Annotated in this window: 15 protein-coding genes; 6 read left to right on the top strand and 9 right to left on the bottom strand. The window is 41.9% G+C overall.

Going from position 1 to position 23,300, the window contains the following annotated elements:
* The first annotated feature begins 8 nt into the window (after positions 1–8).
* Positions 9–1,715, top strand: a complete 1,707-nt coding sequence (locus tag DMZ48_RS15420) for an arylsulfatase (RefSeq protein WP_143956062.1) — start codon at positions 9–11, stop codon at positions 1,713–1,715.
* A 120-nt stretch (positions 1,716–1,835) separates the two neighbouring features.
* The gene (locus DMZ48_RS15415; protein ID WP_143956061.1) at positions 1,836–3,266 is read left to right on the top strand and encodes a glycoside hydrolase family 125 protein; all 1,431 of its coding nucleotides are present in this window, start codon (positions 1,836–1,838) and stop codon (positions 3,264–3,266) included.
* Positions 3,267–3,312: 46 nt separating this feature from the next.
* On the opposite strand, the gene DMZ48_RS15410 is transcribed toward DMZ48_RS15415, so the two are convergent.
* From DMZ48_RS15410 to DMZ48_RS15395, 4 genes are all read right to left on the bottom strand, one after another.
* Positions 3,313–5,631, bottom strand: a complete 2,319-nt coding sequence (locus DMZ48_RS15410) for a GH92 family glycosyl hydrolase (RefSeq protein ID WP_143956060.1) — start codon at positions 5,629–5,631, stop codon at positions 3,313–3,315.
* A gap of 20 nt (positions 5,632–5,651) precedes the next feature.
* Positions 5,652–7,946 (bottom strand): GH92 family glycosyl hydrolase, encoded by a 2,295-nt coding sequence (locus DMZ48_RS15405; RefSeq protein ID WP_143956059.1) that lies wholly within the window; start codon positions 7,944–7,946, stop codon positions 5,652–5,654.
* Between the two features lie 10 nt (positions 7,947–7,956).
* On the bottom strand, positions 7,957–8,916 hold the full coding sequence (locus DMZ48_RS15400) for a glycoside hydrolase family 43 protein (protein ID WP_143956058.1): 960 nt from the start codon (positions 8,914–8,916) through the stop codon (positions 7,957–7,959).
* 132 nt (positions 8,917–9,048) lie between these two features.
* A complete protein-coding gene (locus tag DMZ48_RS15395; protein WP_143956057.1) occupies positions 9,049–10,077 on the bottom strand; it encodes a LacI family DNA-binding transcriptional regulator in 1,029 nt (342 codons plus the stop codon).
* Between the two features lie 270 nt (positions 10,078–10,347).
* On the opposite strand from DMZ48_RS15395, the gene galB reads away from it, so the two are divergent.
* On the top strand, positions 10,348–13,098 hold the full coding sequence (gene galB, locus DMZ48_RS15390) for a beta-galactosidase GalB (protein WP_143956056.1): 2,751 nt from the start codon (positions 10,348–10,350) through the stop codon (positions 13,096–13,098).
* Positions 13,099–13,102: 4 nt separating this feature from the next.
* Here the strand turns inward: galB and DMZ48_RS15385 are convergent, their stop codons facing one another.
* The 4 genes from DMZ48_RS15385 to DMZ48_RS15370 form a co-directional block, all read right to left on the bottom strand.
* Positions 13,103–13,594 (bottom strand): hypothetical protein, encoded by a 492-nt coding sequence (locus DMZ48_RS15385; protein WP_143956055.1) that lies wholly within the window; start codon positions 13,592–13,594, stop codon positions 13,103–13,105.
* A 246-nt stretch (positions 13,595–13,840) separates the two neighbouring features.
* Positions 13,841–14,608, bottom strand: a complete 768-nt coding sequence (locus DMZ48_RS15380; RefSeq protein ID WP_143956054.1) for an exodeoxyribonuclease III — start codon at positions 14,606–14,608, stop codon at positions 13,841–13,843.
* 202 nt (positions 14,609–14,810) lie between these two features.
* Complete coding sequence (locus DMZ48_RS15375; protein WP_143956053.1) at positions 14,811–15,593, bottom strand: patatin-like phospholipase family protein; 783 nt, start codon at positions 15,591–15,593, stop codon at positions 14,811–14,813.
* A 168-nt stretch (positions 15,594–15,761) separates the two neighbouring features.
* The gene (locus tag DMZ48_RS15370; RefSeq protein ID WP_143956052.1) at positions 15,762–17,030 is read right to left on the bottom strand and encodes an alginate export family protein; all 1,269 of its coding nucleotides are present in this window, start codon (positions 17,028–17,030) and stop codon (positions 15,762–15,764) included.
* Positions 17,031–17,159: 129 nt separating this feature from the next.
* Between DMZ48_RS15370 and nrfH the strand changes: the two genes are divergently transcribed.
* The 3 genes from nrfH (at position 17,160) to DMZ48_RS15355 (ending at position 22,445) form a co-directional block, all read left to right on the top strand.
* On the top strand, positions 17,160–17,756 hold the full coding sequence (nrfH, locus tag DMZ48_RS15365) for a cytochrome c nitrite reductase small subunit (protein WP_143956051.1): 597 nt from the start codon (positions 17,160–17,162) through the stop codon (positions 17,754–17,756).
* Positions 17,757–17,766: 10 nt separating this feature from the next.
* Positions 17,767–19,263, top strand: coding sequence for an ammonia-forming cytochrome c nitrite reductase (gene nrfA, locus DMZ48_RS15360; RefSeq protein ID WP_143956050.1), 1,497 nt, complete (start codon positions 17,767–17,769; stop codon positions 19,261–19,263).
* Positions 19,264–19,334: 71 nt separating this feature from the next.
* Positions 19,335–22,445, top strand: coding sequence for a cytochrome c biogenesis protein (locus DMZ48_RS15355; protein ID WP_143956049.1), 3,111 nt, complete (start codon positions 19,335–19,337; stop codon positions 22,443–22,445).
* 406 nt (positions 22,446–22,851) lie between these two features.
* Here DMZ48_RS15355 and DMZ48_RS15350 read toward each other — a convergent pair whose 3' ends face one another.
* On the bottom strand, positions 22,852–23,220 hold the full coding sequence (locus tag DMZ48_RS15350; protein ID WP_143956048.1) for a cupin domain-containing protein: 369 nt from the start codon (positions 23,218–23,220) through the stop codon (positions 22,852–22,854).
* Positions 23,221–23,300: the final 80 nt, after the last annotated feature.

Below are 23,300 nucleotides of genomic sequence, written 5' to 3'. Positions count from 1 at the left end.
AAATAGGCATGCATTCTCTTAAAAAACGAATTATATATCTATGGCAAATTATTCTATACTCACTGATATGCTTTTGTATCAGTTGTAACACTTCCCCGGATCCCGGTTCATTTGAAAAAAAACGTCCCAATATAATCATAGTGATGGCCGATGACCTCGGTTTTTCGGATCTGGGAAGTTATGGGGGCGAGATCCATACGCCGAATCTGGACTATCTGGCGGCAAATGGTGTAAGGATGAATTCCTTCTACAATACTTCACGATGTTGCCCGTCGAGGGCTGCCTTGTTAACAGGAAGGTATCCTCATCAGGCAGGCATCGGGCAAATGACCATGGACCAACATCAACCGGGGTATCGGGGTACATTAGCTACCAATGCAGTAACGCTTGCAGAAGTATTGAAAAATGCAGGCTACAATACGGGAATGGTTGGGAAGTGGCATGTATCGGAAACCGAAGATCTCGGAGGAGAGGATCAGCTTAAATGGCTGGCACATCAGGAGGATCATCTTTGGTTTTCGGATCCTGATACCTATCCTGTTGCAAGAGGTTTTGATAGGTTCTATGGGAATATATGGGGGGTCGTCGATTATTTCGATCCTTTTGCTTTAGTAAGCCAGGAAAAGCCGGTGAAGTCGGTTCCGGATGATTTTTATTATACAGATGCGATCGGAGATACTACCGTTACTTATATCAAAGAATTGGCTAAGCAGGATGAACCATTCTTTCTGTATGTCGCACATTGTGCTCCTCACTGGCCATTACAGGCTCCGGAGGAGGTCATCAGAAAATACGAGAACACCTATAAGGCCGGATGGAAAGCGATTAGAAAAGCCCGATATGAAAGATTGATCAACTCCGGAATATTTCAGGGAGATACAGCTGCGTTGTCTGAATTTATGTTCTCAGATGTCGAATGGGAAGAAAATAATGACACGATCTGGGATTCAAGGGCAATGGCTGTTCACGCTGCCATGGTTGACGTACTCGATCAGAATATAGGAAAGCTTATATCAGGGCTTGAGGAAACAGGAACGCTTGAAAATACGGTTATTATGTTCTTGTCGGACAATGGGGCCAGTTCAGAAAGACCATCGGTATACGGTCCCGGATTTGACCGTCCCGGCCAAACCAGAAAGGGAGAAACCATACATTATCCGGTGCAGAAGGATATAGAGCAACTTCCCGGTAGTGAGACCGTATATTCAGGTATTGGTCCGCAATGGGCAAATGTATTGAATACCCCATTCAGATATTGGAAAGCCAGAGTCTTTGAAGGTGGTATCACTACGCCATTTATTATGCATTGGCCGGAAGGATTAAAGGAAAAAGGGAGTGTGAATTCTGCCACGGCCCATATAATTGATATTATGCCTACCGTGATGGAACTGGCCGGTGCTGCTTATCCGAAAACTTATAAAGGACAGGATATCGCACCCTTTATGGGAACCAGTATTATGCCGACAATCACCGGGGAAATGCCAACCGATACCGAAAGGGTTCTGTTCTGGGAGCATTTCGGTGCTGCTGCTTTGCGAAAAGGGGATTGGAAACTTGTGCGACTGGACCATTCATCTCCATGGGAATTGTACGATTTACGTGTGGATCGTACCGAAATGCACAATGTGGCTGAAAACTATCCCGAACGATTAGAGGAACTGCAGGGATTATGGCAAAAAATGGCCGATTCAACACAGGTATTCCCTAAACCGTGATTCTATGACAGCATCACAGATTTATGTATTTAAAATGGAAAATTCGCCGGACTATGTGTATTTTAGAATGCAATGTTCCGGGTATTATAAAGGCTATATTCCGTTAACCGATTTAAGCTCATGAAAAGAAGAAAATTTATCCAAAATACCGGTATGGCAGGAGGTTTTGCCTTGTTGCAAACACCTATTCTTTCTGCTGCCAATGCTTTTGTTTTTAAGGACTTTCCTGTAGTTAGAGTAAGTGAGAGTGAACGAAAATTTAAAAGCAGGTCTGTAGAGGCAGCGATATCAGAATTCAATAAGAAGGTGCCAGATAAGGAGTTAGGGTGGTTGTTCCATAATTGTTTTCCAAATACACTGGATACGACTGTAACCTATACAGAAATAAGTGGAGTGCCGGATACATACATCATTACCGGAGATATCGATGCCATGTGGCTTCGGGATAGTTCTGCTCAGGTATGGCCTTATTTACAGTTTGCCGATGAGGATAAGACCATACAAAAGATGATCGCCGGATTGATCCATCGACAAACCCGGTGTATCCTTAAGGATCCCTATGCCAATGCTTTCTACAATGACCCCGATAAAAGAGGAGAGTGGGCGGAGGATAATACCGAAATGTTACCAGGGGTTCATGAAAGAAAATATGAGATCGATTCTCTGTGCTACCCGATTCGGCTAGCCTTTCATTACTGGAAGAGTACCGGGGATACAAGTCCTTTCGATGAGCACTGGAAAATGGCGATGCGAAATATACTTAAAGTATTCAGAGAGCAACAGCAAAAGGAAGGTCCGGGAAGTTATGCCTTTCAACGCGTAACCGGAAGAGGTTCCGATACGAGGGCCATGGATGGTCGTGGCTATCCTGTTAAGCCGGTAGGGTTGATCTGCAGTGCTTTCAGGCCCAGTGACGATGCAACCGTGTTCTCATTTTTGATCCCTTCCAATGTTTTTGCGGTAACCAGTCTGAAACAGGCTGCACAGATGGTATCGGAAATAATGAACGATGAGGTATTGTCCGGTGAGCTGCGAACACTTGCAGTAGAAGTAGCAGAAGCGGTTCAGAAATATGGAACTACTGATCATGAGAAATATGGCAGAATCTATGCGTATGAGGTAGATGGATATGGTAATAAACTGCTTATGGATGATGCAAATGTCCCCAGTTTACTTTCACTGCCCTATCTAGAACCTGAATTGGCCAAGGACCCTGTTTACCTGAATACCCGAAAATTTGTATGGTCGGAAGATAATCCATTTTTCTTCAAAGGAAAGATAGCAGAAGGGATTGGAGGTCCTCATATAGGTATGGATATGATCTGGCCAATGGCAATTACCATGTACGGACTCACTTCAGATGAACCTTCGGAAATTAAAAAGTGTATACAAATGCTGAAGGCAACTCATGGAGATACAGGGTTCATGCATGAATCTTTTCATAAGGATGATCCAAAGAATTTTACAAGATCCTGGTTCGCATGGACAAATACATTGTTCGGGGAATTCCTTTGGAAGACCTATCAGCAGAATCCGGAGTTGTTAAAATAAAAAAGGCTATCCGGATGGATAGCCTTTCAGGGTTCGAGGGGGTGAACTACCGATATAGCCTTTTATTGGGGCTGGAAGTCATTTTGAATTCCAGAGTACCACCATCCATTATTTCCTGATGGGTAATAAACGGACGTTTAAGTGGCTTTCCATTGAGCATTACGGCTTCCACATAAATATTTTTATCAGACTGATCTTTGGCTAAGATCTTGAAATCATTTCCATTCTCCAAATGGATCACAGCTGATTTTATGGCCGGACTCCCCAGGGCATAATCTACAGACCCTGGTGCTACCGGATAAAATCCGAGGGTACTGAAAAGATACCAGGCACTCATTTGACCGAAATCATCATTTCCACTTAGGCCATCCGATCCTGTCTGGTATTTTGATTTCAGGATCATTCTTACTTTTTCTTGTGTCTTGTAAGTATCACCTGTCCAGTTATAGAGATAAGGAACGTGATGAGAAGGTTCGTTTCCATGGACATAATTCCCGATAATACCTTCTCTGGAGATATCTTCAGTGTTTTCGAAATATTTATCCGGTAACTCCATGGTGAAAAGTTCATCCAGATGTTTGCTGAATGCTCGTTTACCCCCATACAGAGCAATCAAAGCATCAGGATCCTGCGGTACATACAAACTGTAGTTCCATGAATTTCCTTCGATGAATCCCTGGCCATGGGTATCTAACGGGTCGAACGCCGTTTTCCATTCCCCATTATTTAGTTTAGGACGCATGAACTGACTCTTTTTATCGAATACATTGTTGTAATAGGTTGAACGTTCCAGGAATTCATCATAGATATCCGAACGGTTTAATTTTGCAGCGGCCTGAGCAATAGCCCAGTCGTCATAGGCATATTCCAGGGTCTTGGATACCGAAGCACCACTAACGTCTTCCGGAACATATCCTTTTTCCATATAGGCGCCTATTCCGTCAAAATAGGTAGTCTTAGCCGTGGTTACGGATGCTTCAAGAGCTTTGATTTCATCGAAGCCTCCTGTTCCCTTCACAATGGCATCGGCAATTACCGAAGCACTATGATACCCGATCATGCACCAGTTCTCATTGGCATAATGTGACCAGATAGGTAACATGGGATGAACGCTCTGATCGAAATGTGCCAGCATAGACGCGATCATGTCTCCATTTCTTTTGGGTTGCAAAATATTGAATAAAGGATGCAATGCCCTGTAAGTATCCCAAAGCGAGAAACTGGTATAGTTTACAAATCCATCGGCTTTATGAATATTTCGATCCAATCCGGCGTAGTTCCCATCGGAGTCCATATAGATAGTAGGACCAAGAAAAGCATGGTATAGTGCCGTGTAAAAATTAGTAAGATCATCAGGCGTTATGGTACTCACCTCTACTTTTCCAAGTTCAGAATTCCAGGCTTCTTTAGTCTCTTCACGGATCTGATCAAAATCTTTACCGGAAGTTTCCTGAATTAGGTTGTTCAGGGCACCTGCCGTGCTTACCGGAGATATCGCAACCTTCAGAACGATCTGTTCCTTCTCTTTGGTATTAAAATCGAAGTATAGGATCTGGTCTTTTCCTGCCATTTCCGGAAAATTCTTATTCTGATTGAATCTTCCCCAAAAACCACGGTAAACACTTCGTTCTTGTGGTTTTTGACCATAAGCGGTAATAGGCTTACTGAAACTGATCGCAAAGTAAACTTTACGGTCTCTTGCCCATCCGTTGGTTTGGCGGTAACCGGTTATCAGGGTGTCATTTTCAACCCGTACTTCACTCCAGATATTTTTACCGTCATAATTATAGATTCCAGCGTTCAGATCCAGAATGATATGAGCCTGTTCCGTTTGGGGAAAGGTATAACGGTGTACGCCGACTCTGGTGGTTGCTGTGAGTTCGGCATTGATGTTATAGTCATCCAGCATTACCTGGTAATATCCGGCTTTTGCAACCTCCCGGTCATGACTGAATCGGGAACGATATCCTTTTTCAGGTTCACTTTCGGTACCCGGATTCAATTGCAGGGTACCTACCGTTGGCATAATCAGGATATCTCCAAGATCGGAATGTCCCGTTCCGCTGAAGTGAGTATGACTGAATCCGGTTATCGTATGGTCTTCATACTGGTATCCCGCACAATATTTATAGACATCGCCGGTATATTTACCATCATAAGCATAAGGTATAGTATCTGTGTCCGGACTGAGTTGTACACTTCCGAAAGGGGCGGTTGCTCCCGGATATGTATGGCCCATTCGGGCAGAACCTATAAGCGGATCGACATAATCGGCCGGATCTGAGACCTGTTGTGCTTGTATGTTTTGGGCAGTATAAAAAAAGCAGATGCTATAGAAAAAGCTGCGTACTATTCTATTAATCATTTGTTACTCTTATTTTGGGATTATTCATTCGAAAGTGAATATGGGAATGAAGACTTTCCGGTACCTCTTTCAGTGTTCGGTTCTGAAGACATTTTGATATCGATCTGCATTCCTTTCATGAGCTCTTTGTGACTTAACCAGTTTTTGTTATAAGTCTTACCATTCACTTTCATCGTGTTAATATAGCGATTTTCATGATCGTTTTCAGGTGCATTGATGGTCACTTTATTTCCATTTTCCAGATGAAGGGTCATTTTTTTGAATAAAGGGGTACCGAGTATATATTGATCAGTTGCCGGAGCTACAGGATAGAAGCCCATTGCCGAGAAAACGTACCATGCGGAAGTCTGACCATTATCCTCATCCCCGCAATATCCATCAGGACCCGGAAGATACATTCGATCCATGGTTTCACGAACCCAATACTGCGATTTCCAAGGTTCTCCAGAGAAATTATACAGGTAGGTCATATGTTGAATAGGTTGGTTTCCATGAGCATATTGACCCATATTAGCGATCTGCATTTCCCTGATTTCATGAATTACGCCACCATAATAGGAATCATCGAAAACTGGCGGCAGAGAAAATACCTTATCCAGTTGGGAATTGAATTCTTTCTTACCACCCATCAGATCGATGAGTCCCTGAATGTCATGGAATACAGACCAACTGTAGTGCCAGCTGTTACCTTCGGTAAAGGCATCACCCCATTTAAAAGGATTAAAAGGAGCCATAAATTCACCGTTCTTGTTCTTTCCACGCATCAGATTGGTTTCCTTATCGAAAAGTTTTTTGTAGTTAAGACTGCGTTCACGGTATTCTTTGATCACAGATTTTGGCTTATTTAGTGCCTTTGCCAATTGATAGATAGCAAAATCGTCATAGGCATACTCCAATGTACGTGCAGCATTTTCGTTGATTCCTACATCATAAGGAACATAGCCCAATTCCTTGTAATAATCGATACCGGCTCTTCCCACTGCAGTCATCGGACCAGCATTATTGGCTCCGTGAATAAGCGCTTCGTACAGATTTTCAATATCATATTCATAAGCATCTCCACTTTTCAGGTAAGCTTCGGCCACCACAGAAGCTGAGTTGTTCCCAACCATGATATTACGTAAGCCCGGGCTGGCCCATTCAGGCAACCATCCACTTTCAGAATATGCATTGGAAAGTCCTTCCTGCATGTGTCCGTTCAATTCAGGATACATCAGGTTCAGAAAAGGGAATAAACATCTGAAAGTATCCCAGAAGCCAGTGTCGGTGAACATATAGCCAGGCAATACTTTACCGTTATAAGGACTGTAATGAACTACATTACCGTTAGCATCATATTCGTAGAATTTTCTCGGAAATAATAAGGAACGGTACAGACAGCTATAAAAAGTTTTGAACTGGTCGGGTGTACCTCCTGAGATCTCTATTTTGCTGAGTTCCTCATTCCAGGTCTTTCTCCCTTCAGATTTAAGAGATTCAAAATCGTGATTCCCGATCTCCTTCAGATTTATCAGGGCCTGTTCAGTGCTGATGAAAGATGAGGCTACCTTTGCATTGATTTGCTCGCCTTTTTTGGTTTTAAATCCTACCAGTGCACCTGCGTGTGCAGAAGTCACTTCGTCTGTATCGGTAAGGGTAGTATCAGAAAAGGTTTTGAACCATTCGAACGGTCGGTCAAATTCGATTACAAAATAATTTTTGAAATTCTCAGGAACACCACCACTGTTTCTTGTGGTATAGCCGGTTATTCGATTATTTGCCCGATCTATCTTCACATGTGATCCACGATCGAAGGCGTCGATAACCACATAGGATGAATCAGATTCCGGAAAAGTGAATCTGAATCGCGCAGCACGATCGGTGGGTGTAATCTCTGTTGTAATATCATGGTCTGCCAGATAAACACCGTAATAATAGGGCGTAACCTTTTCCGATTTATGAGAGAACCAACTTTGTCGATCCTCTTCTTTAAAACGGATCTTCCCGGTTACCGGCATAATGGAGAACTGACCATAATCGTTCATCCAGGGAGAAGGCTGATGGGTTTGTTTAAACCCTCTTATTTTAGTGGCGTTATAGGTATATGCCCAGCCATTACCCATTTCTCCTGTTTGAGGAGTCCAGAAGTTCATACCCCAGGGGCGCGCGATCGCCGGGTAAACGTTTCCATTGGAAAGTCTGTAATCTGAATCGGTTCCCATTAATGGATCTGCAAAATCTACAGGTTGTCTCGGGTCGATAATTGCTGCATCCTGCGCGATGGCAAAATTTAAGACATACAGGAAAAGGCAACAAAGAAGAAGATTTTTTTTCATGTTTGGCGGTTTAATTTAAAGGATTTGATTTTACACCGTTCACTGTGATTTTGACCGGTTTGATGGTACCGTCTTCGTTGAACTCCATCACATCGATACAGGTTTCTCTGGAATTGTGATGGGTTTCGGTGAGTGGACGACGATGATAAACAATATAGTATTGATCCGTACCTTCCGGATGGATCACACTATGGTGTCCGGCTCCGGTAGCAACTTCAGGATCCTGTTGCAATATTTTTCCGATCCTTTTAAAGGGACCGAGTGGAGAATCAGCAATGGCATATGCCACACTATAATCGGGACCTCCCCAACCACCTTCAGACCACATAAAATAATATTTTCCATTTCGGATAAACATAAATGGCCCCTCAACATAATTCTCGGGTGTAATTTCTTTAAACATTGTTCCGTCTTCGAAAGGCAATATCTTGTTGAAATCGTCATTTAGGCGTACTACATTACAATGTCTCCAGCCTCCATAATATAAATAAAACTGACCATCCTGATCTTTGAATACGAATTGGTCGATTGGCTGAGCACCGTTATGAAATCGGTCGATAAGGGGTTGACCGATATGATCTTTAAAAGGTCCGGCTGGCTGGTCGGCGACTGCTACTCCGATACCTCCTGTTTCTTCATCACTTTGAATATCATTAGCACCAAAGAACATAAAGTATTTGTCCTTATTTTTTATAATAGACGGAGCCCAGACTGCGCGTTTAGCCCATTTAATTGCAGAGGTATCAAGTACTTTTTCATGTTTGGTCCAATTTACAAGGTCAGGGGAAGAGAAAGCATCAAAAAATACCTGTTCTTCATACGCTGCCGAGTATGTAGGGTAGATCCAATATTCATTGTCAAAGATAATTCCTTCTGGATCAGCATACCAGCCGGGAAAAACCGGGTTGTTGGTTTGAGCACATGCCGAAAGACTGAGAATGATCACAGCAGCTAAGGCATACGTTTTCATACATAGATGGTACATGGTATTCAATTCAAAGTTTAATAAATCGATTTAGTTAATTTTTCAAATATACGATATTAGATAAGATATGCTAAAATATTTGCTACATTAACACTTGAACTTCTGCGAGTTCTGGACCTAATGGCGTTGCGTGGATTCTCGTTGAATCAACTCTGCCTTAAGGCATTGTTGTTGAATGGCTACCTCGGAGGGTTTACTGCTGTTCACCAGCGTCATCATCATAGACATGAGATGTTTTCCGATTTCCTCCAGCGGTTGAGCGATCGCCGTTATCGAAGGGGTATTGATACGAAAAAGGTCGTTGTCATCAAAGGTCAATACGCCATTTGAATCAAGCCATCCGGGAAATTTATACTTGATAACTTCGAGTCCGCTTTGGGTAAGGTAGTTGGTTGCGAAGAACATACTGTCGGTTTCCGGATTATTACTAAGGAACGTTGCGATGAGCTCCTTTCCGGCTGCACTATGTATCTCGCTAAAGGGAATCTTCAGAATGTTAGGAGTAAGGCCATATTTTTTTAAAGCCTTTTCATATCCTTCTAAACGTTCGGTCATTTGTGTTTGCTTTACATCGGTAGTGATAAAAGCCGGACTTTTATACCCTTGATTTATCAGGTGTTCTGTTGCACTGAAGGCTGCATCACCATTATCGATCATGACCTGATTGGTTTCCAGTCCTGGAAAATAGCGGTCGAATAGTACTACTGGAACTTGTTGCCTGATGAGGTTCTTCACTTCTTTCTCGATACCAGAGCTCGGAATCAGAAAGAATCCGTCTACCTGGCGTTCCCGAAAGAGGTGAATGAGTTCTTTGGAGCGACGATCATTGTTCTCCGTACTACAGAAGATCATTTTATAATCATGTTTATAACCGAGATCTTCCATGATACGGGCGAGCTTTGCAAAGAAATAGTTGGAGATATCTTCCACCATGAATACAAGAATACCAGAACGGCCGGTTCTAAGACTTCTGGCAATCGGGTTTGGTTTATAATTGATGGATTCTATATACTTCTCGATCCGTTCGATTACCTCCTTAGAGATTTTCTTCTCCCGACCCTTTCCATTCAATACAAACGAAACAGTGGTTACGGAGATATTCAATTCTTTTGCAATGTCTTTTAAGGATGGTCTGGTCTTACTCATCTGGGAATATCGGTTATATGTTCGCCTAAATCGGTTTAGTCGCGCTGCTAAGATAGCATAATTACTGAAAAGATAAGAATTTTCCTGATACACTCCGGATGATTTGTCAGGAGAATTTTGCATCTCGCATTATGCCTTAAAAAGGTAACTCCATGACATCCAATAGTTAGGTTTGGTATTTATCTTTACGTAATTTTTTGAATGATAATAAAATATTTTTAATTTACGCAATCGATTGCATTATTAATTTTTACCCGTAATCTGTCCGAGATGAACCGTAGATTTAGCATAATTCCGATACAATTACTTTTCATAACCGCATTGTTCGCATCCTGTTCCCAATTAAAAGAGGATACCCCGTTGGTATCGGAATCCAGGATCCGGATCAATGAGGGATGGCGCTTCTTTAAATATTCTGCAAATGAAGAGGCGGATACTTTATATTATGAGCTTCGTCCCGAAATCATTGACAGAAATGACGATAAACCGGCAGATGCCAAACCTACAGAAGCATACCGCACTGATCAGGATGAGATTAGCGGATTAAAACCCTGGATAATGCCTACCGGTAATCCCTTCATTAAGGAGACCTCCCGACATTATAAACGTCCGGAAGGAGATCCCGGTATTGATTTTGAATTTACCTTTACTGACTTTGATGACAGTGACTGGGAACCTGTTGATCTTCCACATGACTGGGCGATAGGAGGACCATTTCAGGAAGGTCCAAATACCGAAGTAGGTGGAGGGATGGGCAGATTGCCAAGTCCCGGGATCGCGTGGTACAGAAGAAAGCTGGAGATTCCCGCATCGCTTTCAGAACGATCGGTTTTTCTGGATATCGATGGGGCAATGTCTTATGCTATGGTCTGGATCAACGGTCATTTAGCCGGAGGATGGCCCTATGGTTATTCTTCCTGGAGAGTTGATCTTTCTCCTTATATCGAGTTCGGAGGTGAAAATCAACTTGCAATTCGACTGGATAATCCGCCCAATTCTTCGCGCTGGTATCCCGGAGGAGGTTTATATCGTAATGTATGGTTGACGATCGATGAAAAAATAAGAGTAGCTCATTGGGGAACCTATTTGACCACAAAAGCGATTATCGATGATCAGGCCAAACTGGAACTTGAGGTAACTCTTGAAAATAGGACAAAGGTCGATCAGGAAGTACGTGTAGAAACCAGCATCTTTAAGGCCGATTCTATGGGAGATACTTCAGGAGCGTCAAAAGGGAAGTTTCCGGATACAACGCTGATATTACGGAAAGGCTCTTCAAACCGGATCCGATTGGAAACTGAATTGAAGAATCCAGAACTTTGGGGTCCGCCTCCAAATCAATCCCCTAATCGGTATACAGCGGTTACAACGGTATTTGCAAACGGCAAAGTGACGGATCGTTATCACACGAGCTTTGGTATACGCGAAATTATTTTTGATGCTGAAAAGGGATTGATCGTCAATGGAGAGCAGATCTATTTGAAGGGGGTGAATCAACACCATGATCTCGGTGCATTAGGGGCCGCTTTCAATGAAAGAGCAGCTGAACGGCAACTCCTTAAATTGAAGGAGCTTGGAGCCAATGCCATTCGTATGGCGCACAACCCTCCGGCACCTGAACTGCTCGAACTTACAGACAGAATGGGTTTTCTGGTTATTGATGAGATCTATGACGGCTGGGAGCGAAAGAAGACCCCTCTGGATTTTCATCTTATTTTCCCGGAATGGCATGAACAGGATGTCAGAGCCTGGATAAGACGCGATCGTAATTCCCCATCTGTAATATTATGGAGTACCGGGAATGAAGTCGGTGAACAATATACTGATTCAGCAGGAGCCAAAATTGCCGCAAGACTCAGGAAGATTGTACATGAAGAAGATCCGTATCGCCTAACTTCCGCTTCGTTTAACTATGCAAAGCCGGAAATGCCAATCACAGCAGAAATGGAGGTGATCAATTTAAACTATCAGGGAGAAGGAATCAGGAATGCTACGGCTTATGCTCATCTCAAAGGAATCAATACGGCACCCTTATATCCTGCATTTCATAAAAAATTCCCGAATAAGACGATAATCAGCAGTGAAAATGCAGCTGCGCTCAGTAGCCGAGGGACGTATATTTTTCCGGTAACCCCGGGAATAAGTGCACCTGTCAGTGATACAACCGGAGGTGATCCGATTCATAAATACGTTAGTGCCTTTGAACTTTACACAGCTCCTTTCGGTTCTTCTGCAGATAAAGTATTTGCTTCGCTGGATAAACATCCTTATGTCGCAGGAGGGTTTGTCTGGAGTGGTTGGGATTACCTTGGAGAGCCCACGCCTTATTACAGTTCCAGAAGTTCATACTACGGACTCATAGACCTGGCGGGGTTTGAAAAAGACAGGTTTTATCTCTATCAGGCTAAATGGCGTCCCAACCTCCCCATGGTCCATATATTACCGCATTGGAACTGGCCTGACCGTATCGGTAAGATCACTCCTGTACATGTATTTACCACAGGTGACGAAGTAGAATTATTTCTCAACGAGAAGTCATTGGGCAAACGATCAAGGAAGCCTTTTCAATACAGATTGCGATGGGATAACGTGGTATATGAACCGGGAATACTTCGTGCGGTTTCTTACAAAAATGGAGAACAATGGGCCGAGACGACTATAGCTACAACAGGTAAATCTTCCGGTATTAAGACGACCGTAGATCGTGATCACATAGCTGCTGATGGGGTCGATATCGCCTTTATCGAAGTTCGTATCACGGATACAGAAGGGCGAACCGTACCTGATGCAAGTGATTTGCTCACATTTACACTGCAAGGTCCCGGAAGTATCGTGGCAACCGATAATGGAGACCCCACCGATATGACCTCCTTTCGTGATACGAAACGTAAGGCTTTCAACGGAAAAGCATTGGTGATCGTGAAATTTGATAAGGATGCCTCAGGTCCGTTGAAAATAAACATAAGTTCCACTGCTACTGAATCCACAGAGGTCCTGATCAATGTGAAAGAAAGTCCTTAGCAGGTTATAACTTCTCTGGTTTTTCGTCTGGTTCAGCAGGAAGTAAAGGTCTGCCCGGGGCGTTTCTCATGAAACGTTCCTCCATTTTTTGCATCATATTACGGATTTGATCGAAATTTGGCATTCCGGAATTCGGACCGGAAAAATTATCGCCAAAAAAGTCATTTATGATGGAATCATTTTCAAACAGAGAGCCATCCATGGAAGAAAAGTGACGTTCAAAAATAGAAGAGTAGGACCCCATAATACTGTCTATCTGAGCCTGACTGAATCCATTAAATCCCCGGGAAGAAGACCATGTATATATAGAATCGTATCTGATGATATTTCCATGCTCATCAACTTCCTTGTTCACTGTCCATTTACCTTCCGGTTTGATGGTGTCGTTCTGAAATTTTCTGAAGTTCTGGGCCAATGCTTCATGGTCCTTTTGTTGTGCCTGACAGCCTCCTAAAAATCCTGAGGCCAGCAACATACAAATCATTAAATTTTTCATGGCTAAAGCATTTTATACATTCTGAAAACAAGATGCAAGTTACATGCTTAGGCCTTGAATGTCAAGATCTGACGGGGTTAAAGAATTGTCAAATAACTTAAATTTATGATAAAGCGATTTAGGCGGAATACGGCTTCAATCCTTAGAGGCATTTCAATAAAGGATTATGAATTGATTGAGCTTTGAAACTGGCAATTAAAATTATAATCCAACACTTACCACGTAAAACTTTCTACTAATCACACATCAAATTTCTATATCGAGTAGTACGGGACAATGATCAGAACCCAGCACTTCTGAAAGAATCTCTATCTTATTTACCTTTTCGACTAAGGCTTCACTGATCAGGAAATAATCCAGTCGCCAACCGATGTTCTTTTTACGGGCACTGAATCGATAACTCCAGTAGGTATAGGCGACGGTATCCGGATGAAAATGTCGGAAAGTATCCACGAAGCCATTAGAGAGGAAGTTGGTCATCCCGTCGATCTCGGTCTGGGTATATCCGGCAGTTTTGTTATAGTTTGATTTGTCGTTCTTTAAATCTATTGGCTGATGGGCTACATTGAAATCACCACAGGCGATCACCGGTTTATCTTTTTCGAGTTCTTTCAGGTATGTTAAAAAATCGGCATCCCATTGCTTTCGGTAATCGAGGCGAACAAGATTTTGTCCGGAATTAGGAACATATACGTTAACCAAATAGAAACTGCCGAAATCGGCACACTGCGTACGGCCTTCATTGTCGTGCTCCTCGATTTGAATACCTTCACTAATACTCTCATAGGGTGATTTCGAAAGCAGTGCAGTTCCGGAATATCCTTTCCGTTCGGCAGCGCTATAACAGCCCTGATAATAGGAAGATAAGGGTTCAAGAGCATTCTCTGTTTCATGACATTGTGCTTTGGTTTCCTGTAAGCATAGTATGTCCGGATCTATTTGCTTTACAGTTTCTGTAAAATCCTTTGACATGACCGCTCTGATACCGTTGACATTCCAGGTTACTATTTTCATACTGCTCTCGCTTTAATTAAAGCATGAAGATACTACATATCCCTGATTTGGTGAAATTGGATTTTAAGGACAGGAGTGATTATTTGTCCGGTGATTTTTCTAGTAAACCTTAATGGTTGTTGTTTGAAATAATAATAAGGTATACTCTTGCTATTGTCTTCGCCCTTGGAATCTTCTATTCTTTATGAAGTTCAATCAAAGATCAGCTTACTAAGAGTTTTTCAATTTTTTTACATGCATATTCATAGCCGAGAAGGTAGGCTTTATCGATCCCTTTTTTATCCAGAATTCCAATTTGATCTAATCCTTCAGGGCGAAACAACAGATCCACTTTCATTAGCTTATCCATTGAATTGGCATGAATCAACAATAGATTGGCACGTTGAGACACCTGAATTGAGTTCTTGATGGAACCTGCATTGACGACTCCCATTGCAGACGTATAACTTCCTATCAGAAAGGATCCGTTATCATAAACGGGCTCACTGGGGAAATTATTCATAATTCCACCATCAGCATGAAGATGTTCATCGATAAGAACAGGACTAAAAACAGGAGGGAGGGCAGCAGAGGCTACCAGCGGAAGCAAAAGCTCTCCGGAATCAAAATAGGCGGGAATACCAAGTTCCAGATTGGTTGTGGTGATGTATAATTTCTTTTCGAGAGCGGCAAACCTGTTCTCTGGAAAATATTCCAGCAAGAAGTTCATATACTTGTCAGAGTCAAAGAACCCGGGTTTATTGATGGTCATCAATTTATAATTGAATAATGGGGTCTCTTTGAAAAAAGTGATCATTTCATCATGAGCCAGACCTTTGGCATAAAGCGCTCCCACTAAGGCTCCAGCACTTACCCCTGAAATTGATTTTGGTACTATTTCAAATTCATTCAGGGCCCTGATTATTCCAATATGTGCCATTCCTTTGATTCCTCCTCCGGAAAGCACAAGGCTGATCTGTTTTCTATCGAAATGGGTAAGGTCCATTAGCTGGAAATCGGGTTGAATAGCGAAGTAAACTTATAAAAAGTTTTTGAGTAAACTAACTTTAAGAGATATTCGTTTTCATAGTTTAACCGATTCGTAATAATAATCCAATTATTCCGGTTAATATAGAATTTTCTTATCCAGCAATTTAAATACGATAATTTCGGGTTAAAAAGTATGGGTGAAAAGCACGGGATCAACATTGAGTTGCAGGTAGAACCAATTATTGGTATTATCAGTAGGAGCTCCTCCCTTGATCAGACTCATGCTGTCACCTGCAAACATATGGGAGTATCCCACGTTTAGATTTACATTGTTCATAAGTTTCTGGGTAAATACCACATCTACCTCTGTACCCAAATACTTGTCGGCATCATCGGTAAGTTCGGCATTTGATGAAAAATAATGAGCTTTTATCAACAGCGAATTGTTGACTCCTGGTTTTAACATGATCTTTCCATAAAGGTCATTGAGTCCTACGTTATTGGCATGGTTACCCACGTAGAAGTAGTCCATATAACCATTGAACTTATGATTCGTACCGTAAAGAGGAAAAAAGGAATGGCTTTTTGATTCTCCGGTTTGATCCGTACCACTCAACATTTCATAGCCAATGGCAAAGAGGGTACTACCTGGTTTGAATCCTACCTCCAAAGCAAGGTCGTAGGCACTCAGATCTGTATTCTTACTTGCTTTTCCAAACTGATAATATACATTTCCTTCGAATGAAAAGTTACCCGCCGGAAAATTAAAGAATACTCCGGTGGTTTGCATATTATAGGTCCCGTCCGGAATATCGTTATTTTCTCCTGTATAGGCCTGGAAACCATTATTCATGAACAGAAAACTTGTAACGGATTTATTCCAGACTTTTTTGAAATACCCATATTGCATTGTCTTATAGGTAAAGAAACCTGTAATGTCGTATCCTGTTCCGATCACGGGTTCATTTTGTTGACTAAAGGCGAAACCAAGGTCGAATAGGAAATCGTTCTTTAAATATTTGATGAGTAAGGCATCATGGAAACGACCTTGCATAGCCCAATCGAGTCCACCTAGAATTCGCTGATTATCATAAGAGATCACCTGACGTCCGGCTTTGAGCCCCCAGTTTTGACCAATGGAGATTCCTACCCATGCCTGAAATAACATAAAGGAATGATTGTCGTCTGCAGCCAGAATCTGCCGTGTATCTCCCCAGGTGCTGATATCCTGTACACTGAGATAGGCTTCAAGCCATTCGGTCTGATAATCTAAATTCAATCGTGCTCTTTGTCTAACGAAAGCTGCGGGATCAGCATCATCGGGGAACAAAGTGGAAAACCCATGACGGTATTCAAAACGATCCCTGAAATCCAGATCCATTTTAAATTCCTGTCCTTTCATTTGCGATACAACGCATACTAACGTGATGATCAATAAGAAATATCGTGTCATTATTATTTCGAATTAAGTTGCCTTTGTGGTTGTTGATTGTGTATTAAAAATAAATAAATAACCGTAACTCGTTGTAAATTAATTGATTAAAATTTATAAATTTGAGATAAACGTTATAAAAAGACCAACTTGAGTATTCTGGACAAAATATTTCCTTCGAAGCATTCTCGGTGGCGAACCATTGCTGTATTTCTTCTAGCTGTCTTTATAGGGTTAGCCGCGTTTACCGCAAAAGAATCTGAAGTGATATCTTATATGTCTGATGATCCTCTGGCTTGTGTGAATTGCCATGTAATGACACCGGTATACAACAGTTGGATGCATAGTTCGCATAGGGAGCGCGCTTCCTGCAATGATTGCCACGTCCCTCATAACAATGTGGTGAACAAGTATTTTTTTAAGGCCAAGGATGGATTGTATCACGCTTCTGTTTTTACAGCTCGTGCCGAGCCGGAAGTGATTTTTATGAGGGAAGAGTCTCAGAAAGTAGTACAGGCGAACTGTGTTCGCTGTCATATTCAGCAGGTGACTGAGACACGATATGCAGGATGGCTGGCGTCTCATACAGAAGATCGAACTGGAAGAACTTGCTGGAGTTGTCACCGCGAAGTTCCTCATGGAAAAGTTCACGGACTTTCAACCGTGCGCTATAATATTGCCCCTATACCTACCAATACTGAAGAAATGGTAATTCCTGAGTGGATTAAAGAAGCAACAACAAAATAAACAAAGGGGTATGAAAAATAAAGTGCTGTTTATAGTGACTATAGTTGTCGTTTTTCTGCTTGGTTTACTGGCATCCAGTATTCTGAACAGAAAGAATGAGGCGAAGTATAAATATGTACCGCAAGTGGTAATCGATGAGAATGAACCCCGTAATGAAGTTTGGGGAGAAAACTTTCAACAGCAATATCAGTCCTTTCTTCAAACCTCTGAAACAGATTTTGTTTCCTATCAGGGTGGATCGGAAATGAGAGATATGCTGGAAGAAGATCCGATGTTAGTCGTCTTGTGGGCAGGGTATGGATTTTCAAAGGATTATAACCAGGGAAGAGGACATTTCTATTCCGTTCAGGATATCTACAATACCTTGAGAACCGGAGGGCCTAAAGGTCCTGGAGACGGTCCTATGCCAGCCACCTGTTGGACTTGCAAAAGTCCGGATGTACCCAGGTTGATGAATGAGATTGGAATTGCAGAATTCTATTCCGGTAAATGGGCAGATAAGGGAGAAGAGATCGTGAACCCAATCGGCTGTGCAGATTGTCATGACGCCACCTCTATGAAATTAAGGATAAGCAGGCCAGCATTAGTAGAGGCTTTTGATGCGATGGGGAAAGATATTACCAAAGTTACCCACCAGGAAATGCGCTCGCTCGTGTGTGCACAATGTCATGTAGAATATTATTTCAATAAAGACCTTCCCGGAAAAGAAGGAGTTCCTTATCTCGTATTTCCCTGGAAAGATGGAATGACTGCTGAGGATATGGAAAAATATTATGATGATATCGAATTTTCTGACTGGACACATTCCATGAGTAAGACACCAATGTTAAAAGCGCAACACCCGGGATATGAGACCTATCTCACCGGAGTTCATGCAGACCGGGGCGTCTCTTGTGCAGATTGTCATATGCCATATAAGAGTGAAGGAGGGCAAAAATTCACCGACCATCATATACAGTCTCCTCTAAACAATGTAGCCAACAGTTGTCAGGTATGTCATAGGGAAGAGGCTGAAAAATTGAGGGCGAATGTCTATGAACGTCAGCAGAAAGTTGCCGAGAACAGGTTAAAGTTGGAGAATCTGTTGGTTAAGGCACATGTAGAAGCTAAAAAGTGTTGGGATCTTGGAGCGAGTGAAGAACAAATGAAGCCTATTCTCATGGATATTCGTCATGCACAATGGCGATGGGATTATGCGGCTGCAGCTCATGGTGGATCTTTCCATTCCCCGGTAGAGATTTCCAGAGTCATCGGAGGAGCTCTTGATATTGCCCAGGAAGCCAGAGTTAAACTTGCAAGAACTTTAGCTTCGCTCGGATTTAATGAACCGGTTCCGGTTCCGGATATTTCCACAAAGGCGAAAGCTCAGGAGTTTATCGGTCTCGATATGGAAGTTCTTGAGAAGGAGAAAGAAGAATTTAAAAAGAACTTACTTCCGGCATGGTTAAAGGCTGCAAAAGAGCGCGAGGCCAAGATGGAAGTTAAAGAAGTCGCTACCACGAATTAATAACTGAAAGGGAAACCGAATTGAAGAACTGCTCCTTTTGATCCTGTAATACTAAAGAACTTTTTAGAGTTATGCGTAATCTTTTCCGAATCATTGCCTCTCCTGTTCTGGCACTTATCCTATTGCTTGCTTTTGCGGCAAGCATGGCAATTGCCACCTTCGTAGAGAACGACTTTGGTACGGCAACCGCCTGGAAGATCATTTATGATTCCTGGTGGTTTGAAGTGATTATGATCGGACTAGGATTGAGCTTTATAGCCAATATATTCAGATATCGGCTTTATAAAAGATCAAAATGGTCAATTCTACTATTCCATCTTGCCTTTATTGTGATACTGCTTGGAGCCGGGATAACCCGTTACACCGCTACCGGTGGTGTGATGAGAATACGCGAAGGCAATGCTTCCTCAACAATAATTTCCAACGAGAACTATTTGAAATTTCATCTGAGTTCCGGCGAAGCTCATCAGGCTTATAGCACGGAAATCGCGTTTTCTCCACTCAGCGATAACGAATTCCATTGGAAGGGTGAATTCAATGGAAAACCGGTAGCGATCGTCCTTGATTCTTTTGTGCCTGATGCATCGCTACAGATTCTGGATGATCAGCCGGATGGAGAACCATTACTCGAACTGGTTGTTACCGAAGGAGAAGGCCGACAAAATCTGATTTTAAAGCAAGGCGAGGTGGAGATCATTGGAAAGGACTCTTTGAAAGTGGGGTTTGAGACTTATGGAGATAAACTGATCTCGATATATGAAGAAGAAGGTGAATTTAAAATAGGAAGTCCTGAACCACTCAATTTTTTTGTAATGTCAAGACAAGAGGGAGGAGTGCTGACGACCGATAGTATTCAGCCCTTTGAATTACGCACTTTATTTCGTTGGAATGATGTTGCCTTTGTCCCGCTTGCCTATCATCAAAAGGGAAAAATATCTTTTGAAAGCAGCAGTGAAAAACCAGGAGATAACGATGCAGCCAAAGATGATATTCTGAGATTCCGTGTGATTAGCGGTGAATCAGAACAAACCTTGAGCGTTTTGTACAGAGATGGACATATACCGACAAGTCATAGTGTTGAGATAAATGGGGTGAGCATTGATATTTCGTATGGAGCGGAAGCAATACCCTTACCTTTTGCTCTGTATCTCGAAGATTTTGAATTGGTAAGATATCCTGGCTCTACGAGTCCTTCATCCTATGCCAGTGACGTAGTGATCGTTGAGAATGACAATCGAGAACCTTTTAGAATATTCATGAATCATGTACTTGATCATGAAGGATACAGGTTTTATCAGGCAAGTTATGATACCGATGAACGCGGTACGGTACTTTCTGTGAATAAAGACCGCCCGGGTACTTATGTCACCTATTGTGGTTATATGTTGATGGGATTGGGTATGTTCTTCACACTTTTTGGCAGGAATTCAAGATATAGTCAGATCAATCGTAAATTGAAGAATCTTAAAAAGAAGCACACTGATATGGCGGTGGGACTTATTTTACTGGCGACTTGGGTACTCCCTGCTCAGAATACGGCTCAGGAAATTCCTCCGGTTGAACCCCAGTTAGCTACTTATTTCGGACGATTGTTAGTTCAGGATCTCGATGGCAGGATTAAACCGGTCAATACGCTGAGTTCGGAATTCTTGAGGAAGATTTCCCGAAAGACCTATTACAAGAAAGAAGAGATCAAATTATCTTCCGATCAGGTTTTTTTATCGATGATGCTGTTTCCAAATTACTGGAGAGAGCAGCCTGTTCTGAAGATAGATCCTGAACTTCTGAATAATATCGAACTGCCAAATGCTTTTGATTCTGATAAAGTTGCATTCAATGATCTGCTCGCGGAAAATGGAGATTATCTGTTATCGGTAGCTGTTGAGAATGCCAACAGGAAAAATCCTGCCCAAAGAAATGAGACTGATAAGGAAGTGTTGAAGGTCGACGAACGATTTAATATATTCTTCAATCTTATCAGTGGTAATTATCTGAAGATATTCCCAAACCGTAACGATGATCAGGATACTTGGTATTCGTATAATTATGATTTTCATGACTTTCCGCGGGAGGATGGGAATTTTGCAAAGAATATTATTCCGGCGCTTTATGATGATATAAACCGGGGTGCCTGGGCCGATGCCTATGAAAAGGTTGGTTACATCAGTACTTATCAGAAGGTGCTGGCGGAAAACATCATTCCCGGGGAAGAAAGGGTCAATGCGGAATTATGGTATAATGAAATGAATGTGAATTTCTGGATGTTCCAGATCTTATTTACTCTGGGTTTCAGTATTCTTCTGTTGGCGGTTTACCGCATTTTTCATAATCCGAAATGGGTGCGTATACTGTGGAATCTATCAGTTATTCTAATTCTGATCAGTTTCATTGTATTTACGGGAAACCTGATTCTTAGATGGTATGTCTCGGGCCATGCTCCATGGAGTAATGGATATGAAATGCTGGTTTTTGTAGGCTGGGTATTACTACTGTGTGGCCTTATTGTATTCAGGAAATCAGATTTTGCCTTACCCCTCGCTACTTTGTTTTCCGGAACCCTGATGTTTGTTAGTTATCTTGATTGGATCAATCCTGAGATCACGAATTTAATGCCGGTACTTAAGTCTTATTGGCTCAAGGTGCATGTTGCTACCATTGTGAGTAGTTATGCGCCGCTGGCCTTATCGGCCATTCTCGGATTGATGGTAATGATTCTTCTTTTGATACGAACCTCGGTTTCATCGGAGGCGATCGATACCCGGATAAAGGAACTCACCTATATCAATGAAATATCTATGACCATAGGTTTGTTCGTTCTTGCTGTAGGAACGTTTCTCGGTGGTGTCTGGGCAAATGAATCCTGGGGAAGATATTGGGCATGGGATCCGAAAGAAACCTGGGCTCTTATCAGTATTATCGTTTACGCTATTGTCCTGCATCTGCGATTCGTTCCTAAACTGAATAGTTATTTCATCTTGAATACAGCGAGTATTTTTGCATTTTGGTCCATTGTAATGACTTCTTTTGGGGTTAACTACTTTCTATCAGGATTGCATAGCTATGCTGCCGGAGACCCCATGCCGATTCCTTCTTTTGTGTATATCATTGCGATCAGCACGATTATTCTGGTATCCGTGGCTTATCTGAAATACAGAACAATATACACCGAACTTGAAACGTGAGTTATGACTTATGAATTTAGAGTACAGAAAACAGATAACGGTCATCTTCAGGTGAAAGCATTACAGCGTAACATGTTACATTGTAACAAATAACCATAATTAAACAGAAAACGGTTTACTGCTTCACTGTTTCGCCATGTAACAGCGTGACTTAAAAAAAGTAAATTGAAAACTACGGTAAAGTTATCTGAATACGGGGAGGTATTAAAGAAACAAAGGGAATATCAACGTTTCCATTATATTCCCTTTGATACCATATCTTTTTCGCTAGAATTACCTACCGAATACGACGGGTTTAATCTCAGCTTTTAATTTTTAAAGCACCCCGAATACAGTCTTATAAAGATAGAAAAATATTTGATATAACAATCATAAAATCAAACATTTAACATTTTAATTTTACAGGTTAATCAGTTTCTCTATGAACTGTTTCCGGGGAAAATGCGGGAATGCAAATAGAAAGATATTCACATGGTTCTTCAAAGGGATTGGCGTATTGTATTCTGGTATTTCCGGAAATGCGTATAGATTCTCCGGGTCCGAGAACAAAGCGTTTGTTTTCAATTGTAAATTGTTTCCGTCCTTTGATCACGAAAGTGATCTCCTCAAACTCCGGAGTTTGGAAGGGTTCACTCCAATCCGGTGGAGCGATCATGTGTGCTATGCTGTAACCGCTATCGCCTGTACTTGCCAAACCGAAATGTTCCAGAATGGTTTTTCCATCCGTGGTAGGTACTTTAAACGGGTTCGATTGTATCACATACTTTTTATCCATAAACCTGATTATTATTCACTGAATAAAGGTAATCAAACTTCCCCTAAAAGTCCCTTCCTAAATATTGTTACGAGTTCTTA

The sequence above is a fragment of the Robertkochia solimangrovi genome (assembly GCF_007279655.1).
Classification (GTDB): Bacteria; Bacteroidota; Bacteroidia; order Flavobacteriales; family Flavobacteriaceae; genus Robertkochia; species Robertkochia solimangrovi.
Note: the sequence above shows the minus strand (reverse complement) of the source record. Positions and strands in the feature narration are given on the sequence as shown.

Coding starts and splice junctions, on each gene's coding strand:
- DMZ48_RS15420 (WP_143956062.1), top strand. CDS start 9: ATGCATTCTCTTAAAAAACGAATTATATATCTATGGCAAATTATTCTA.
- DMZ48_RS15415 (WP_143956061.1), top strand. CDS start 1,836: ATGAAAAGAAGAAAATTTATCCAAAATACCGGTATGGCAGGAGGTTTT.
- DMZ48_RS15410 (WP_143956060.1), bottom strand. CDS start 5,631: ATGATTAATAGAATAGTACGCAGCTTTTTCTATAGCATCTGCTTTTTT.
- DMZ48_RS15405 (WP_143956059.1), bottom strand. CDS start 7,946: ATGAAAAAAAATCTTCTTCTTTGTTGCCTTTTCCTGTATGTCTTAAAT.
- DMZ48_RS15400 (WP_143956058.1), bottom strand. CDS start 8,916: ATGAAAACGTATGCCTTAGCTGCTGTGATCATTCTCAGTCTTTCGGCA.
- DMZ48_RS15395 (WP_143956057.1), bottom strand. CDS start 10,077: ATGAGTAAGACCAGACCATCCTTAAAAGACATTGCAAAAGAATTGAAT.
- galB (WP_143956056.1), top strand. CDS start 10,348: ATGAACCGTAGATTTAGCATAATTCCGATACAATTACTTTTCATAACC.
- DMZ48_RS15385 (WP_143956055.1), bottom strand. CDS start 13,594: ATGAAAAATTTAATGATTTGTATGTTGCTGGCCTCAGGATTTTTAGGA.
- DMZ48_RS15380 (WP_143956054.1), bottom strand. CDS start 14,608: ATGAAAATAGTAACCTGGAATGTCAACGGTATCAGAGCGGTCATGTCA.
- DMZ48_RS15375 (WP_143956053.1), bottom strand. CDS start 15,593: ATGGACCTTACCCATTTCGATAGAAAACAGATCAGCCTTGTGCTTTCC.
- DMZ48_RS15370 (WP_143956052.1), bottom strand. CDS start 17,030: ATGACACGATATTTCTTATTGATCATCACGTTAGTATGCGTTGTATCG.
- nrfA (WP_143956050.1), top strand. CDS start 17,767: ATGAAAAATAAAGTGCTGTTTATAGTGACTATAGTTGTCGTTTTTCTG.
- DMZ48_RS15355 (WP_143956049.1), top strand. CDS start 19,335: ATGCGTAATCTTTTCCGAATCATTGCCTCTCCTGTTCTGGCACTTATC.
- DMZ48_RS15350 (WP_143956048.1), bottom strand. CDS start 23,220: ATGGATAAAAAGTATGTGATACAATCGAACCCGTTTAAAGTACCTACC.